The sequence below is a fragment of the Streptomyces sp. NPDC048295 genome, from assembly GCF_040652135.1.
Lineage (GTDB): Bacteria > Actinomycetota > Actinomycetes > Streptomycetales > Streptomycetaceae > Streptomyces.
Genome location: NZ_JBEZLL010000004.1, coordinates 225105 through 241102, shown reverse-complemented (window position 1 = coordinate 241102; position 15998 = coordinate 225105). Strand labels below are relative to the sequence as shown.

At 71.9% G+C, this 15998-nt stretch carries 11 protein-coding genes, 2 tRNA genes and 2 pseudogenes; 8 read left to right on the top strand and 7 right to left on the bottom strand.

Translation table 11 applies throughout. The features are described 5' to 3' along the window. Positions 1–6: 6 nt before the first annotated feature. The 4 genes from AB0D53_RS07720 to AB0D53_RS07705 form a co-directional block, all read right to left on the bottom strand. A complete protein-coding gene (locus AB0D53_RS07720; protein WP_362441579.1) occupies positions 7–1569 on the bottom strand; it encodes an ATP-binding protein in 1563 nt (520 codons plus the stop codon). Beyond that, positions 1562–2302, bottom strand: a complete 741-nt coding sequence (locus AB0D53_RS07715; protein ID WP_362441576.1) for a response regulator transcription factor — start codon at positions 2300–2302, stop codon at positions 1562–1564. The genes AB0D53_RS07720 and AB0D53_RS07715 overlap by 8 nt, the downstream gene beginning before the upstream one ends. 84 nt (positions 2303–2386) lie before the next feature. Next, positions 2387–3265 carry an amidohydrolase family protein gene (locus AB0D53_RS07710; protein WP_329819963.1) on the bottom strand — a complete coding sequence of 293 codons (879 nt, stop codon included), beginning with the start codon at positions 3263–3265 and terminating at the stop codon, positions 2387–2389. Between the two features lie 39 nt (positions 3266–3304). Beyond that, entirely contained in the window at positions 3305–4189 is an 885-nt protein-coding gene (locus tag AB0D53_RS07705) for a DUF2797 domain-containing protein (RefSeq protein ID WP_362441572.1), read from the bottom strand. Positions 4190–4624: 435 nt separating this feature from the next. Between AB0D53_RS07705 and AB0D53_RS07700 the strand changes: the two genes are divergently transcribed. Next, entirely contained in the window at positions 4625–5404 is a 780-nt protein-coding gene (locus tag AB0D53_RS07700; protein WP_362441569.1) for a hypothetical protein, read from the top strand. Between the two features lie 147 nt (positions 5405–5551). Here the strand turns inward: AB0D53_RS07700 and AB0D53_RS07695 are convergent, their stop codons facing one another. Beyond that, complete coding sequence (locus tag AB0D53_RS07695) at positions 5552–7207, bottom strand: FAD-binding oxidoreductase (RefSeq protein ID WP_362441566.1); 1656 nt, start codon at positions 7205–7207, stop codon at positions 5552–5554. Between the two features lie 273 nt (positions 7208–7480). Between AB0D53_RS07695 and AB0D53_RS07690 the strand changes: the two are divergent. The 4 genes and pseudogenes from AB0D53_RS07690 to AB0D53_RS07675 form a co-directional block, all read left to right on the top strand. Then, a pseudogene (locus tag AB0D53_RS07690) lies at positions 7481–7633 on the top strand (DNA primase); the annotation flags it as partial. A gap of 86 nt (positions 7634–7719) precedes the next feature. Then, entirely contained in the window at positions 7720–7917 is a 198-nt protein-coding gene (locus AB0D53_RS07685; protein WP_362441563.1) for a helix-turn-helix domain-containing protein, read from the top strand. 153 nt (positions 7918–8070) lie between these two features. After that, positions 8071–8685, top strand: a pseudogene (locus AB0D53_RS07680) (tyrosine-type recombinase/integrase); the annotation flags it as partial. 107 nt (positions 8686–8792) lie between these two features. Next, positions 8793–8957, top strand: a complete 165-nt coding sequence (locus AB0D53_RS07675) for a hypothetical protein (RefSeq protein WP_362442042.1) — start codon at positions 8793–8795, stop codon at positions 8955–8957. A gap of 88 nt (positions 8958–9045) precedes the next feature. Here AB0D53_RS07675 and AB0D53_RS07670 read toward each other — a convergent pair. Next, positions 9046–9118: transfer RNA gene (locus AB0D53_RS07670), tRNA-Arg, on the bottom strand. A gap of 605 nt (positions 9119–9723) precedes the next feature. Here AB0D53_RS07670 and AB0D53_RS07665 point away from each other — a divergent pair. Further along, positions 9724–11121: a hypothetical protein gene (locus tag AB0D53_RS07665; RefSeq protein ID WP_362441560.1), complete on the top strand. Its 1398-nt coding sequence runs from the start codon at positions 9724–9726 to the stop codon at positions 11119–11121. 87 nt (positions 11122–11208) lie between these two features. Here the strand turns inward: AB0D53_RS07665 and AB0D53_RS07660 are convergent. After that, positions 11209–11299, bottom strand: a tRNA-Ser gene (locus AB0D53_RS07660). Positions 11300–11526: 227 nt separating this feature from the next. Between AB0D53_RS07660 and AB0D53_RS07655 the strand changes: the two genes are divergently transcribed. Together AB0D53_RS07655 and AB0D53_RS07650 are read left to right on the top strand one after the other, a co-directional pair. Then, entirely contained in the window at positions 11527–11976 is a 450-nt protein-coding gene (locus AB0D53_RS07655) for an SSI family serine proteinase inhibitor (RefSeq protein ID WP_362441557.1), read from the top strand. A gap of 180 nt (positions 11977–12156) precedes the next feature. Then, entirely contained in the window at positions 12157–15969 is a 3813-nt protein-coding gene (locus AB0D53_RS07650) for a PAS domain-containing protein (RefSeq protein WP_362441554.1), read from the top strand. Positions 15970–15998 lie beyond the last annotated feature (29 nt).

Here is a 15998-nt window from a genome sequence, read left to right as displayed (position 1 = left end):
CCGCTGTCACGCCGATGTGCTGAACCTGTCCCCATGCTGTGAGTACGGCGCGGCCGGGCGAAGGGCGGGCAGCCGGACCGCGAACACCGTGCGCCCCGGCACCGATTCGACCTCGACCCGGCCGCCGTGCGCGGCGACGACGGCCTGCACGATGGCGAGCCCGAGCCCGGTGGAGCCCGCGCTGCGGGAGCGTGAGGCGTCACCGCGCGCGAACCGCTCGAAGACGTGCGGCAGCAGCTCGGGCGGAATGCCGGGCCCGTCGTCCGCGACCTCCAGCACCACCCAGGGCATGGCGGCCGCGGACCGCACCCGGACGGTGACGGTGGTCCCCGGCGGGGTGTGGGTACGGGCGTTCGCCAGCAGATTGACCAGCACCTGATGGAGCCGGGTCGGATCGCCGAGCACGGTCGCGGGCTCGTCCGGCAGTTCCAGACGCCAGCGGTGGCCGCGCTCCCCGGCGGCTCGGGCATCGCTCACGGCGTCGACGACGACCGGCGAGAGGTCGGTGTTCTCCAGGCCGAGCGGGCGTCCGGCGTCCAGCCGGGCGAGCAGCAGCAGATCCTCCACCATGCCCGTCATCCGCTCCGCCTCGGACTCGATCCGCCCCAGGGCGTGCCGGGTGTCGGGGCCGGTCTCCTCGTGGCCGCGCCGGGTCAGTTCGGCGTATCCGCGGATCGAGGCGAGCGGGGTGCGCAGCTCGTGGCTGGCGTCCGCGACGAACTGCCGTACCCGCGTCTCGCTCTCCTGCCGCGCCTCCAGTGCCGAACCGACGTGGCCCAGCATCCGGTTGAGCGCCGCGCCCACCTGGCCGACCTCGGTCCGCGGATCGGCCTGGGCCTGCGGGACCCGTTCCAGGGGGGCCACCTCGCCGCTGTGCAGCGGGAGCTCGGAGACCAGGGTCGCGGTCGCGGCGACCCGGCGCAGCGGACGCAGCGCGACGCCGACGATGGCGGCGCCCGCGAGCCCGGCCGCGATCAGGCCGGCGCCGGTGACACAGACCTCGACAACGATCAGGGTGGTGAGCGCGGAACCCACCTCGGCGGCGGGGATGCCGACGAGGACGGTCGTCCCGTGCGAGTCCGTGACCGCCTCCACCCGGCTGGAGCCGAGCCCGGGCAGATCGACGGTGCGCGGGTCCTCCCCGACGGAGAGGCCGGCGGCCTCCAGCGCCCTGCTCTGGGCCGCGGTCATCGGCTGCCCGCTGTCCTCGGCCCCGGGCCCGGGCGTGGTGGTGGTCTCCACGACGACGCGCGAGTCGGTGACCGCGCCGTCCGTCACCACCGCCCCGAAGGCGCCGACGGGCAGCCCGCGCGCGTCCACGAAGGCCAGCGGGTCGAGGCTCTGCGGCACATCGCCGCCGGGCATCGGTCCCCCGCCGGGCGGCTTCGCGGCCCGTACGGCGATGGCGGCCAGCTGGTCGTCGAGCTTGCCGTACATGTAGCTGTGGAAGGCGATGGTGGTGACCGTCCCGATGACCGCGGCGACGACGGCGATCAGTGTGACCGCCGAGACCACCAGCCGGGTCCGCAGCGTCCACGGCCCCCGCCACCGGCTCCGGCGCCTACTCACCGGGCTTGATGAGGTACCCCGCCCCGCGCCGGGTGTGGATCATCGACGACCGTCCCGCGTCGATCTTCTTGCGCAGGTACGAGATGTACAGCTCGACGACGTTCGCCTGCCCGCCGAAGTCGTAGTTCCAGACCCGGTCGAGGATCTGCGCCTTGCTCAGCACCCGCCGCGGATTGCGCATCAGGAAGCGCAGCAGCTCGAACTCGGTCGCGGTGAGATGGATGGACGTCCCGCCCCGGCTCACCTCGTGGCTGTCCTCGTCGAGGACCAGATCGCCGACGACGAGCGTCGACTCGCCGCGCACGGCCGCCGTGCCGGACCGCCTGATCAGCCCGCGCAGCCGGGCCACGACCTCCTCCAGGCTGAACGGCTTGGTCACGTAGTCGTCGCCGCCTGCCGTGAGACCGGCGATCCGGTCCTCCACCGCGTCGCGCGCGGTCAGGAAGAGGACGGGGACCTCGGAGAGCTCCCGCCGCAGCCTGCCGAGCACGGCGAACCCGTCCGTGTCGGGGAGCATCACGTCGAGGATCACCGCGTCGGGCCGGAAGTCGCGCGCCATCCGCACGGCCCCGGCACCGTCCCCGGCGCTGCGCACCTCCCAGCCCTCGTAACGCAGCGCCATGGACAGCAGCTCGGCGAGCGGGGCCTCGTCGTCCACCACCAGCACACGGACGGGGGTGCGGTCCGCCCTCAGCAGTTCGGTACGCCCCTGGGGCGAGGTCGTCGTCGTCATGCCCCAACCCTGTGAGGCTCCCCTGAAAGCGTCCTTACCCGAATCTGTGAATTCCCTGAGAAAGCAGCAGGGCCCGCCGGACCGTCAGCCGACCTCGAACAAGGCGGCCGCGTTCTCGTAACAGACCGCCCGCAGCCAGTCGTCGCCCAGCTCCAGCCGTTCCAGCGCGTGCAGTTGGTGGGCGTAGGGATACGGGATGTTCGGGAAGTCGGTGCCCAGCAGGATCCGGTCCCCGAGCGCGGCGAGCCGCCCCCGCCCGGCGGGCGGGAACGGGGCGAAGTCCTCCGTGAAGTCCGTGAACGCCATCGTCGTGTCGAGCCGCACCCGGGGGTACGTCTCCGCCAGCGCCAGGAACTCCGCGTACTCCGGCATCCCCATGTGCGCCACGATCAACGGCAGCCGAGGGTGCCGGGCGAGCAGCCGGCCGACCGGTTCGGGGCCGGTGTGCTTGCCGGGCGCCGGTCCCGAACCGCAGTGCATCACCACCGGGATCCCGGCCTCCGCGAGCAGCCCCCAGACCGGCTCCAGGAGCGGGTCGTTGGCGTCGTACGCGCCGACCTGGAGGTGCGACTTGAAGACCCGCGCCCCCGCCTCCACGGCCTCGCGCACATACCGCTGGACGCCCTCCTCCGGGAAGAAGGTCGCGGTGTGCAGGCAGTCCGGCACCCGGCGCGCGAAGTCGGCCGCCCAGCCGTTCAGCCAGGCGGCCATCCCCGCCTTGTGCGGGTAGAGCATCGAGGTGAACCGGAGCACGCCGAACGAACGCAGCAGCGCCAGCCGTTCGTCCTCGTCGTGGCGGTACTCGATCGGCCACTCCATCCCGGTCAGCGGCCCCGCCGAGTCGAAGTAGGCCCAGACCTTGGCCAGCACCCGCTCCGGCATGAAGTGCGTATGGACATCGATGATCCCGGGCAGCCCCAGCCGCTCCCGGAACCGCACGACGTCGTCGGCGTCACCACTCATCCCACGCACCCCTCTCACCGTCCGGCCGGTCCGACGATCTCAGAACAGCCCGTCCTGCACGCCACCGCCCCCGATGTCGGCCAACGGCACCCCCACCCCGGCCCACGCGTCCGCCGCCACCAGCTCCCACCCGGTCATCAGCCGGGTGTCCAGCACCACGACCCCGCCGGCCGTCGCCAGATGCAGATCGGGCCCGGCCGCCGCCACCAGCCGCCCCGCGACCGCGCCCCCGGCCACCAGCTCCGTGACCGCCGAGGCCACCTCGACCACGCCGTCGAGCCCGAACAGCCCGGTGTGGTCGACCGCCTCGAACGGCAGCCGCTCCAGCGCCTCCGGCCACCCGGCCCCCTCCAGCGCCACGGCCCGCCCGTACAGCTCCGCCACCTCGGCCCCGCGCTCCGCCGCCCCCGGCAGCGCCCCGCGCACGGCCCGCTTCCTCGCGTACGGAATCCGGTCCGGCACCCCGAGCGCCGATCGCAGCAGCTCCTCGGTCCGCCGGCACGCCATCAACGGCCCCCGCCCCAGCCAGCTGAACACCACGGCCCCCTGCTCGCGCAGCCGCGCCGCCTTCCGCTCCTCGGCGGTGATCCCGACCTTCACCATCCCCGGCCCGAACCAGGCCAGATACACGCGGTACGTCCTCGGGTCGTCGGCGATCGTGTCGGCGGCCACCGAGTGCGCCCGGTCCAGCCGCGCGCACTCCGGACAGCGCGCGCCCGTGCTCCGCCCCGACACCACGGCCCCCACCGGACACACGTTCCCGCGCGCCCCGATACAGCGCCGCTCCCCCTCGGCCCGGAACCCGAACTCCGTCCCGTACTCCTGCGCACTCACCCGCACGGCCCCACCCCGCCGCCAGCCGAGCACGGGCGGGCCCTGCACGTCGGGCCACCGCAGCCCGGTGCACTGCCACCGCACAGCCATGAACGCCCTTCTGAGAGACACCGAGTCACCACACCGACTTCTCTGCCGTTCCACGCACGGACGGGTCAGAACGGTCTGTACGCCTCGGGGGATGTGCCGGGTGGCAGGGAGCGTGCCGGCACCACGTGCACGGGGCCGGACGCCGTCTCGCAGTACCGGCGGACGAGATCCCGAAACCGGTCGGACTCCAGGTCTGACGGAGGACCCTCGGGCCGGACGGGAATATCCATGACACGCAGGCTAGTGCGTCGCGGAGTCCGTCCCCACGCGACGCCATCCGGGCCCCCTCCCGGGAACCGGGCCGGGCGATGCCGGGTGATCAAATCGTTGCCGCACCGCGTACAACCGCGTACAGCCCTCTCCTGTCCCACAGTCAACCGCGACGGTGCGCCTACGCGTTCGGTCCGGGCTGCAGAGGAGAGGACGAGCTCGAAGATGGGGAAGACGATGTGGAAAGCGCTGGTGGCCGGTGGAGCCGCGGTCGTGTTCACAGGGGTGGCGGCGGTGCCGGCCGGGGCGGCGGAGGGCGGGGTCTCCTTCAGCCGGGTCTCGGTGAACGGCGGGAAGGCGATCGTGATCGGGGTCAAGGAGGAGGTCGAGGTGCATGCGACCTTCCGGATGACGACCGGACTCAGATACGACTCCGGGCCGGCGGTGTTCCCCTACCGGGGGAAGCCCGACACCGGGGACACCCTGCACAGCTCCGTCATCACCAGCGACTGCAAGGTCGTGGACAGGGCGAAGGGAATCTGTGACTTCGAGGAATGGCTGTACATCGACCCGCGGAACCTCGACTTCGGCAACGAGGACGCCGGCACCTGGCGAACCGCTGCTCGGGTCTTTCTCGCCGGCGATGCCCACGACACCGACGACAAGGACCTCCCGTTGCAGGTCAAGCGGGCCACACGCGTCACTGCCAACGCCTCGCCGGAACCGGTCGCGAAAGGGAAGACGATCACCGTGACCGGGCGGGTCACACGGGCGAACTGGGACACCCACACGTACCAGGGGTACGCGGGCCGGACGGTCAGCCTCCAGTTCAAGGCGGCGGGCGCCTCCTCGTACACGACGGTCAAGAAAGCGACGTCGAGCAGAACGGGGGCGCTCAAGACCACGGTGAAGGCCACCGGGCCGGGGACATGGCGGTGGACGTACTACGGGAACTCCACGTCCGGGGCGAAGTCGTCGACCGGGGATTACGTCGCCGTGCGGTAGGCGACGTGCGCGGCGCGGAACCCTGAGCGCGCTGCTTGGCCGGACCGGCGAAGCAGCGCGCTCGGTCACAGCCGGCTACGCCTTCCGGTTTCTCGGTCGTCCCGAGGTACCGAACACGCGTCGCGTCCGCCTCCGGCGAACTGTCGATCAGCGTGACGCGGGCGGGATGCTCTGCTCGTACTGGAAGACGTTGCCGGGGTCGTACTTCGCCTTGATCTGGCGCAGCCGCTCGAAGTGGCGTCTCCCCCAGTAGGCGGTCTCCCACTCCTGCATGCCGACGTTCGGCACGTTGACGTAGGCGCCGTCCACGAAGCTGCGCATCGCCTGGCTGAATTCGGCGGTCCAGGCCTGGCAGGTCGAGGTGAGCGGGTCGCAGACGCCTGGTGTCGTTGAAGGAGTCCCCCAGGCTGCGCCGATCTCGCCGTAGAAGATCGCGTCGCGGTGCACGAACGCGGTGCCGCCGCGGGGCTCCTTCTTGATCGCCCCGCCGAAGGCATCGACGAAGTAGTTGCTGTCCTCCGTGGGAGCGTTTCGCATGTAGTGGCCGATGACGTCGATCGCCTTCTTCGGGAACAGCTTCTTGGCGAACTGTGAGAAGAACTTCACGTTGGCGGGCTCCTGCGAGCGCGGGACCTGGGCTCCGGCAAAGATGGGGCCCCAGTTACCGACCTGCACCTTCACATCGGGCGTGCCGATCGACAGGATCGGGGCCAGCATCTCTCTGGCCTCTGCCGCCGTGCCCTCCGCGAGCCACGCGAACAGCAGGATCTGGGACTTGTGGATCTCGACTTCGGATCCGAGGCGGTTGTCGGCGAACGGTACCGTACGCTGCCATGCATCGAAGATCCCATGCAGGTCCGTAAGGCCGTCCCAGGTCGCCTGCACATAGGCGATGCGCTTGAGCGGGTGCACCTTGTAGGTGAGTTGCGTGACGATTCCGAAGTTGCCGTTTCCCGCCCCACGGAGCGCCCAGAGCAGGTCTGAGTGGTCCTTCAGGTCGGCATGGATCACCTCGGCGCAGTCGCGACCCGACGGGACGACGACCTCGGTCCCGATCAGGCTGTCACAGGCCATGCCGAGCCAGCGGTTGAGGGGGCCAAGGCCGCCGCCGACCGTCGCGCCGACCAAGCCGACGCTGCCCTCGCTTCCGGTCGTGACTGCGAGGTCCTGCTTGGCGAGCGCCGTCACCGCTTCCAACTGGGTCAGGCCGGCGCCGACCGTCGCGATACGAGCGTCGGTGTCGATGTGGACCGACTTGAGCTGGCTGACGTCGATCACGATGCCGTTGTCGATGTTCGACCAGCCTTCCAGGGCATGGCGGCCGCTGCGTACCCGCAGTGCGACGTTGTGCTGCCGCGCCCAGGTGAGGGCGTTCACCACGTCCTGGGTCTTCTGGGCGAAGACGATGACCAGCGGGTAGTGAGAGAACAGCTGGTCGTAGTCGATGCGATCATCCGTGTACGAGGCGTCACCGGGGCGGACGACGCGACCGGTCAGCTTCGCCGGCGGACATCCCGACGGCCCTTTGGTCGGGTCACTCGCGGCCAGAAGGCCCGAGGTGCTCGCGGCCGCGATGTCCGGCGCGCCTGCGGCCCTGAGGCCCGGGACGACGATCGCCCCGGCGCCGGCGGCCGCTGACGCCCTGAGCAGGTAGCGGCGGGAAAAATCGCTCAAGGTCCAGATCCTCTCGATCGGGCTACGCCGAGACGCGGCTGAGGGAGCCCTTACCCGCCAGCCGCCGGGCAGTCCTTTGTGGTCGACCCCCGCACGGTAATGGGGCGACCATGCGGTGTTTCCCGACACGCCAATCGAGGACGATGGCGACAGCCTGAAGGAGTAACTGCCTGCAGATCAGGAAGGATCTCGTCCACCCTCTGATCAGTGATCACGGTGTAGCCGTCCTGGTCATCGAGGACGACGGGTGGGTCTGCGAGCACAAGGTGATCGAGGACCCCGTGCCTGTGCCGCAGGACCGCGACCGTGGCCGGCGGTGTGCCCGGATTGCTGAGATCCGCAGGCGGGTGCGTCCATGCGTCACTGGGTCGAACACGGCCACCAGAACCCTCCTGGCGTGTACTGCTCGCCGCCGCCCCGGACCTGGCCGCCCACACGGTCCCCGTGCTGCCCCTGCGGGCGGAAAAGCGCCCGGTCGGCAACTGCACCACCTGCGCGGCGAACGAGTGCGGCGGACGCCCGAGCCTGAAGACGCCGGGCCCCTGCCGGTGCCCGACACAGATGACGCGGTGACGCAGAAACTCGCACCCCGGACACACGCGGCCCGGACCGCCCCGAATATCTCGCCCTTGGAGGCCGCAGTGAGTTCTGCCCTGCCCACCACTCACGTCGCCGTCATGGTCCCCGAGGCCATGGCCGCACCGAAGCTCAGCCGCTCCAAGATCTACGACCTGATCCGCCCGGGTGCCCTGCCCTGCTACACCGAAGGCCGTGCACGCCGCATCCCGCTCGGCTCCCTGCACGCGTACATGCGCAACAAGCTTGAGGAGACTGCCTGATGGCCAAGAGGCACGCCAACGGCGAAGGGACCATCACGAAGCGTGGACGGCCGCTGTCGGGCCGCCGCGTACGTCTCCCGGCCGGACGGCACCCGGACGCGAAAGATCGTCCACGGCAAGACCCGGGACGAGGTCAGCGACAAGCTCATCGAGATGCAGAGCAAGACCCGGCAGGGCATCCCCGCAGCCACGTCAGCCATATGCTGCGCCGTACGGAAGCGCTGCGAGCGTCGGCCATCAGCCCGGACCGTGCAGTACGTCCACGCGGCGCTCCGGTCCGCCTTCCAGCAGGCAGTCCGCGAGGAACTGATCGCCCGTAACGTCGCCAAGATCGTGGAAACCCCCACCGTGCAGCGTGAAGAAGTGCGTCCGCTGGACGCGGGTGGGGCCCGGCACCTCCTGAAAGCAGCCCGGGGCCACCGGCTCTATGCCCTGTGGCTGCTTCTTGTCTCCACGAGTCTCCGGCGCGGGGAAGTCCTCGGGCTCACGTGGTCGGACGTCGACCTGGCGGCCGGGCACCTCCGGGTCCGCCGGAACCTTCAGCGGATCAAGCGGGAACTTCTCTTCAGCACCCCCAAGACCGCCCGGTCCATCCGTACGGTCTCGCTCCCGAAGCGGTGTGTGGACGCTCTCCATGCCCACCGGGCCACGGAGAAGGAGCGGATGGTGGCCGGAGCGACTTGGAAGCCGCTGGACCACCAGCCGGCCGAGCTCATCCTCACGACGTCCACGGGACGGGCCACCGGCCCCCGCAGTCCGAACCGCATGCTCACGATCCTCTGCGCAAAGGCCAAGGTGCGGCGCGTCCGCGTCCACGACCTCCGCACACCTGCGCTTCACTGCCGCTCGCCCAGGGCGTGGACGCGCGGGTCATCATGGAGACGCTCGGACACAGCACCATCACGATGGCCCTCGACACCTATGCGCACGTCATGCAGACGACGTTGCGGACAGCTGCGGATCGGATGGACGACGCCCTGGGGCTGGATTCCATCGACCCGGACGGGGGACAGCAGTCCGAGAAAAATCCCGCCGCCTGATCGGTTGATCGGTTCGGCCGTAGCCGTTGATGTCACCCGCTGATGTCAGAAGGCCCCCGGGATGTTCCCGGGGGCCTTCTGATCTGTGTGCACTCGGCAGGATTCGAACCTGCAACCTTCTGATCCGTAGTCAGATGCTCTATCCGTTAAGCTACGAGTGCTTGTGCTTCCCGGTTTTTTTCTCCCCGGTCGGCGTTGCGAGAACAACATTACATGACCTGCGCCGTAGCGCGAAATCCATTAGCCGGACCCGCCCCGACCTGCGGAAACACCATGATCGGCGGTTGCGCGGGCGGGTCGCCGGGCGGTCGGCGGACGGGTCGGGTCCGCATGCGGCCGGAGCCCCTCGCCTGCGGGCGAGACCCGGGGTGCGCGTCAGCGGCCCCCCTCTCCACGGACGTTCACACGGTCGCCGCCGCGGCGCCGGAGGCGTCAACTCAGACGGTGACCGATTCACCCTGCGCAGGGGTGGGCGCGGGAGGCGCAGCGCAGGCTTCCGGCCATGACAGGGCGGACGGGAGAGAACCAGGAGGCGGGTGCGACGGGCGCGGCGCGCCGGCGGCGGCGCGGGTGGCGGCGTGGCGGGGGGCGTAAGGGAGCGGGGCCCGCAAACCCGCCGCGCGGGGTTGGCCGAACCACCCGGTCCATCGCTTTACGCGATCACGCGGATGCATTGCGCTACTGGGTGTCCCGGCTCCGTCGCGGCGCGCAACTGCGCGGCCCGACGCCGGTGCGTTCCAACAGCGTCGACCTGAGGGGAAGAACCTTGTCCACACCTCCTGCTCCGCTCCGGGTTGCCCTGGCCAACGGCAGCTTCGAACAGCCCGCCGTCACCGCTGTGGAGATCCTGCCGGACGCCTCGCAGACACAGGCGCCCAAGCGGGTCCCGGGCTGGCTCACCACCGCCTCCGACCACATGATCGAACTGTGGCACTCGGGCTTCAACGGAGTACCGGCAGCCGAAGGCGCCCAGTTCGCCGAGCTCAACGCCAATCAGGTCTCCACGCTCTACCAGGACCTGCCCACCACACCCGGTACGAAGCTGTACTGGCGGCTGTACCACCGCGGCCGCCAGGGGGACGACACCATGGCGCTGGACATCGGCGCGCCGGGCGCCGCGGTGCAGCAGAGACGCTTCACCGACGGCAACACCGCCTGGGGCTACTACACCGGCACCTACACCGTCCCGGCAGGCCAGACGCTGACACGCTTCGCCTTCCGCTCCGTCTCCGCCGCCGGCGGCAACCAGAGCATCGGGAACTTCCTGGACGGCATCTTCTTCGGCACCGCCCCCTACGTGGTGCTCACCAAGACCGCCGCTCCCACAGGGCCGCTGGAGGTGGGCGACGTCATCACCTACCGCATCAACGCCAGGAACGAGGGCGGCGGCTCGGCCGAGAACCTCGTCCTGACCGACGCCGTCCCGCAGGGCACGACGTATCTGCCCGGTTCCCTGCGCATCGTCGACGGCCCGAACGCGGGCGCGAAGACCGACGCACGGGACGCCGACCAGGCGTACTACGACGCCGGGGCCGGCCAGGTCGTCTTCAGGCTCGGCAACATCACCACCGCCGGGGAAGGCGGCAGTCTGCCGAACACCGAGCCCCTCCCGGCGGGGACCACGGCCGAGTACCGGGTCACCATCGACCGGGCCGCCGGTGGCGAGCAGATCAGGAACACCGCCACCGCCTCCTACGAGAACCGGCTCGGAGAGACCCCGGAGCCGCTGACGTCCACCTCCAACGAGCAGGTCACACAGGTCAACCCGGCCGCCGACCTGAGCGTGGTCAAGGCAGCCGACGCGACCACCGTCACCGTCGGCCAGACCGTGACCTACCGCGTCACCGTCCACAACGCCGGCCCGAACCGGGCCACCGGCGTCACCGTCACCGACCGGCTCCCGGACGGTCTCGCCTTCCTGTCCGCCGACGGCCCCGGAAGCTACGACCCGGCCACCGGACGGTGGACCGTGGGCGACCTGGCCGACGGTGCCGGAGCCACCCTCGTACTGCGGGCCAAGGCCACCGAAGCCGGCCCGGTCGACAACACCGCGACCGCCACCGCCAACGAAAAGGATCCCGACACCACCGACAACGCCGACACCGTCACCGTCTGCGTCGAGCCGGCGCCCTCCTGCTGCGACCCCTGCGCCGGCCGGAAGTAGCCGGGAACCGGCCGCCGGCCACCGGAGCGGCTCCGGAAACGACTCAGGGAGTTCAGCCGAAACGGGCTGAACTCCCTGGTCAGAGAGCGGAGGCGGAGGGATTTGAACCCTCGATGGGCTTTAAGACCCAAACCGCATTAGCAGTGCGGCGCCATAGACCGGACTAGGCGACGCCTCCATACACACCTCGCGCGAGCGCGAGTGCTGCGTGCAGATGATGACACAGCCGAGCGGTGCGTCACCAATCGATGCCTACGGTACTAGGCAGGCGGGCGCGAGGGCAAAGCGTCTGCGGTCGCGCAACGCCGTGGCGTGCGGAGCGTTAGTGATGGCGGAGGCGCCGCCCTCCCGTCCTTCCGTCCATTGCGCCGGCACTCCGCCGAGTGCACGAGCACAGGAGTCCGCATGCCGCGCCGCCTCGTCCTCACCGCCGTCGCGTCCCTCGCCGCGCTGTCCGCCGCCGCGCCGGCCGCGACCGCCGCCACCGGACTGCTCCCGCTGCCGCTGCCCGTGCTGCGGGACGACGCCCGCACCCGGCTGACGATCACGGTCTCCGGCTCGGGGAACTCCGCGGCCGAGGGCACCTTCGAGCTGCGGTGCGGACCGGCGGGCGGCAGTCACCCGGTGGCGGCGCGGGCCTGCGGCCGGCTGGACGAGCTGGCGGGCGAGGGCGCGGACCCGTTCGCCCCGGTGCCCGGGGACGCGCTGTGCACCCGGCAGTTCGGCGGCCCGGCAAGTGCCCGGGTCACCGGGACCTGGCAGGGACGGCGCGTCGACGCGGCCTTCAGCCGCACCGACGGCTGCGAGATCTCCCGCTGGAACACTCTGCGTCCGGTGCTCCCGAACGTCCGCTGACCTGGCCGACCCGGACGGAGTCGTACACCGTATGCACAGAACCTTGGTGAGAGCTCCCCCTCATCCGCAGCCTCTTGTCCCCTCGCTGCCTTTAGACTCCTCCAGTGACAGCCCGCGTCCCGAGGGGCAAGATGGGGCCCGCTGTCGGCAAGGTGCGGTAATCAGGGAGGAAGCGTCGTCGTGAGCAGCAGGCCATCCCGGGGCGCTGCTCGCCTCGCAGCCATACTCGATGCACTCCCCGACGGGCTGCTGCTCGTCAACTGCAACGGCACGGTCGTCAACGCCAACACCATCGCGCTCGAAATGTTCGAGACGCCGGGCACCGCGCTCGTCGGTCGCGGGCTCCTCGACCTGCTGCCCGAGTTCGACTCCAAGCTGATCCCGGGGTCGATGCGCCGTCCCGAGGCCGCCGACGACCGAGGACGTACGAAGCCGACCCGGATGACCGCGCGGCGGACCGACGGCACCGAGTACCCCGTCGAGGTCACCAGCGCCAGCCTGGAGGACGGGCAGGCCGCGTACAACGACTTCCAGAGCACCTACAGCGGCAGCTACACGGGTGACGAGCTGCTGATGCTCGTCGTGCGGGATCTGTCGGGCACCGTGGACACCGAGGCCGAACTGGCCCGTTCGCAGCGGCAGACCGAGATGATCCTGCGGGCGGCGGCCGAGGGCGTGGTCGGTACGGACACCGACGGCCGGGTCGTCCTGGTCAACCCCGCAGCCGCGCAGATCCTCGGCTTCCGCGCCAGCGATCTGGGCGGCCAGGAGCTGCATCCGCTGATCCTGCACTCGCGGGTGGAGGGCGAGCCGTTCCCGTACGAGGAGTCGCCGCTCGCCGACACCCTCAGGTCCGGGCGCAAGCACCGGGTGCGCGGCCAGGTCCTGTGGTCCAAGAGCGGCGCGCAGGTGCCGGTCGATCTGACCACCGCACCGGTCCGGGACGGCGACCAGCTGGTCGGCGCCGTCATGACGTTCACCGACCGCAGGCCGTACGAGGAGCTCGGTGCCCAGCACCGGGCCGAGATCGCCGAACTGACCGGGAGCCACACCGCCGAGCTCGCCGAACTGACGGAACGGCACAGCACGGAACTGGCCGACCGGACCGAGCGGTACGCGGCCGAGCTGGAGGCGCAGACCGACGTGCTGGCGGCGCTGACCGCCCGGCACACCCAGCTCACCGCCGTGCTCGGCGAATCGCTGCGCGGCCCGCTGGAGGAGCTGCGCGGCGAACTCTCCACGCTCGCCGCCGACCCGGCCGGGCAGCTGTGGCCCGAGGCGAACCAGATCCTGCACCACCTGGCCGCGGGCTACGCCCGGATGACCACCCTCGTCGACAACGTGCTCGGCTACCAGCGCCTGGACGCCGGTTCCGAGAAGCTGGTCAAGGCGAACGTGCTGCTGGACTCGGTCGTGACGGCCGGTATCGACGCGGCCGTCGAGCTGATCGGTCCCGGGCGCGCCCAGTTCGCCGTGCACGCGCCGCCGATCGAGGCCGAGGTGGACGCGGCCCGGCTGGTGACCGCACTCGCCCATCTGGTCGCGGACGTCGCCGGGGTCGACTCGACCGGCAAGGCCCGGGTGGTGCCGGGCGGCGGGTACGTCGACTCCACGGTCGTCGTCGCGGCGGCGCAGCGCGGCGAGGTCGTACGGATCGAGGTGCGCGGACCGTTCGCCGGGGGAGACCCGGTGCACGAGCCGATCGTGCGCGGGATCGTGCGGGCGCACGGCGGCGTGCTCCAGACGCACGAGGTGCCGGGGATGAGCGGCAGCGCGTATGTGCTCGAAGTGCCGTTGGGCGCGGGTTCGGGCACGGTGACGGCGCCCGCGTCCGAGCCGGAGCCGGAGGCCGGCGCGCAGCCCGCTCCCGGGCCCGGGGCGGCCGGGCAGCAGCCGGGCGGCGGTCGGCGGCGGGCCCGCCGGGCGTCCACGGACGCGTTCCTGGAGAGCCCGGTGGGCGGTTCCGGGGCCGGTGACGGGTCCGGTGACACGGCGGCGGCCGAGCCGACGGGGCGGCGGCGGGCGCGTCGTGAGCCCGGTGCGCAGGAAGAGCACACGGCGCCGGGGGCGCAGGACACACAGGGCGGCGGTTCGGGACGCAGGCGGGGGCGGCCGAGTCCGGCCGAGGCCGGGGTCCAGCTGCCCGAGCAGGCACAAGGACAGGGCGCCGGGCAGGCGTTGGCGCTGCCTGCGGCCGCGGCACCGTCCGAGGGGGCCGTGGTGACGGCTGCCGAGGGCGCGCAGGGCGGCGGTGGCCGGCCGCAGCTCGGCCGGGCCGTTCCGCCGCAGGGCGTTCCGGCCGAGGGGCCGATGCCGGTGCCCGCGGGCGGACACCGCGCGCGTCAGGGCGCCGAGAACCAGCTGGCCCTGCCGGCTCCCGCGTCCGCTCCGGCGGCCGGCTCCGAGCCGGGCCCGCAGCCCGGTGACGGCTCCGGACCCGCGCAGGCGGCTCAGCCCGCCGGGCGGCGGGCCCGGCGGGCGCTGGCGGCCGCCCAGGAGCGGACCGCCCAGGCCGAACCCGCAGGGCCCCGTACCGCCTTCGCGCTCCCGCCCGCGGAGGCCGACCGGTCCCCGGCCCCGGCTCCCGAGGCGCCGGCCGACGCGGACGCCGCGCTGCCGGGCCGCCATGACGCCGTACGCATCGCGCCCGGTGAGGACCACACACCGCCCCAGGCGCACCCCGTACCGACCGGCCGTCGCCGGGCCCGGCACTCCGAGGCGCCCGCCGTCCCGGACGAGCGGGCCGAGGAGCTGACCGACGACGAGGCGGACCGGCCCGCGGCCGGGCCGACGACGCACGCCACCGGCACCACGGCCGTCCCGGGCTCCCCGGAGAACGCGGAGGGCCACCCGCAGAGCGTCTCGCCCGTGGCGGACGCGCGCAGGCAGCCGCTGCCCGCGGAGGCGCCGATGCCCGGCGGTTCGTCGGACTCGACGCAGGGGCGCGCGTTCAGTGTGCGGACGCTCGGGCAGGGTGTGCCCTTCGCCCAGCACCTCGCGCACCAGCAGAACCAGACGCTCGGCGGTGCCGGGCGGCGCCGCAAGCTCGCCGCGCCGCCGGAGGGCGAGCGCACCGCTCAGGCCGCGCCGTCCCCGTCCGCCCCGGCGCAGGTCCCGGGCCAGCTGCGCTCCGCGCCGGAGGCCGAGGGGCGCGCGTACGCGATAGGGGCGCCCGACGAGGGCGCCGAGGGGCCGGAGCCGCTGGACGGTCCCGGTGGCGCGGTCGAGGTCGCCAACCGTCCGTCGCCGCGGCCGGTCGACGACGAACTGCCCCCGGAGCCGCTGGACAACCCGCGCCGGCTGCTCGTCTGGCCCGCGCCCGATGTCTCCACCCAGCAGGCGCTGAGCGACCGCGGCTACCGGCCGGTGATCGTGCACTCGCGCGAGGAGGTCGACGCACAGATCGCGGCGTTCCCCGCCGCCCTCTTCGTCGATCCGCTGACCGGGCCGATCACCCGCAAGGCCCTGCAGTCGCTGCGGCAGGCGGCGGTGGCGGCCGAGGTCCCGGTGCTGGTGACGGCCGGGCTCGGGCAGGCCTCGCGGGAAGCGGCGTACGGTGCCGACCCCGCCGTGCTCCTCAAGGCGCTCGCCCCGCGCGACAGCGAACAGCATCCGCCCCGGGTGCTGTTGATCGAGGAGCACGAGGAGATCGCGCTGGCACTGACGGAGACCCTGGAACGCCGCGGGATGCAGGTGGCGCGGGCCGCCACCGACAGCGAGGCGGTGTCGCTCGCCACCCGGATGCGGCCCAATCTGGTGGTGATGGACCTGATGCAGGTACGCCGCCGCCGGGCCGGGATCGTCGACTGGCTACGTGCGAACGGTCAGTTGAACCGGACCCCGCTGGTCGTCTACACCTCCGCCGACATGACCGGGTCGGAGCTGCCGAAGCTCGGCTCGGGCGAGACCGTTCTCTTCCTGGCCGAGCGGTCCACGAGCGAAGAGGTCCAGTCGCGCATCGTCGATCTGCTCGCGAAGATCGGGACGAACTGAGACGCGGGACGAACCGGTACGCGGAACAC

Coding starts and splice junctions, on each gene's coding strand:
- AB0D53_RS07700 (WP_362441569.1), top strand. CDS start 4,625: ATGGGGAAGACGATGTGGAAAGCGCTGGTGGCCGGTGGAGCCGCGGTC.
- AB0D53_RS07655 (WP_362441557.1), top strand. CDS start 11,527: ATGCCGCGCCGCCTCGTCCTCACCGCCGTCGCGTCCCTCGCCGCGCTG.
- AB0D53_RS07710 (WP_329819963.1), bottom strand. CDS start 3,265: ATGAGTGGTGACGCCGACGACGTCGTGCGGTTCCGGGAGCGGCTGGGG.
- AB0D53_RS07705 (WP_362441572.1), bottom strand. CDS start 4,189: ATGGCTGTGCGGTGGCAGTGCACCGGGCTGCGGTGGCCCGACGTGCAG.
- AB0D53_RS07715 (WP_362441576.1), bottom strand. CDS start 2,302: ATGACGACGACGACCTCGCCCCAGGGGCGTACCGAACTGCTGAGGGCG.
- AB0D53_RS07675 (WP_362442042.1), top strand. CDS start 8,793: ATGGAGACGCTCGGACACAGCACCATCACGATGGCCCTCGACACCTAT.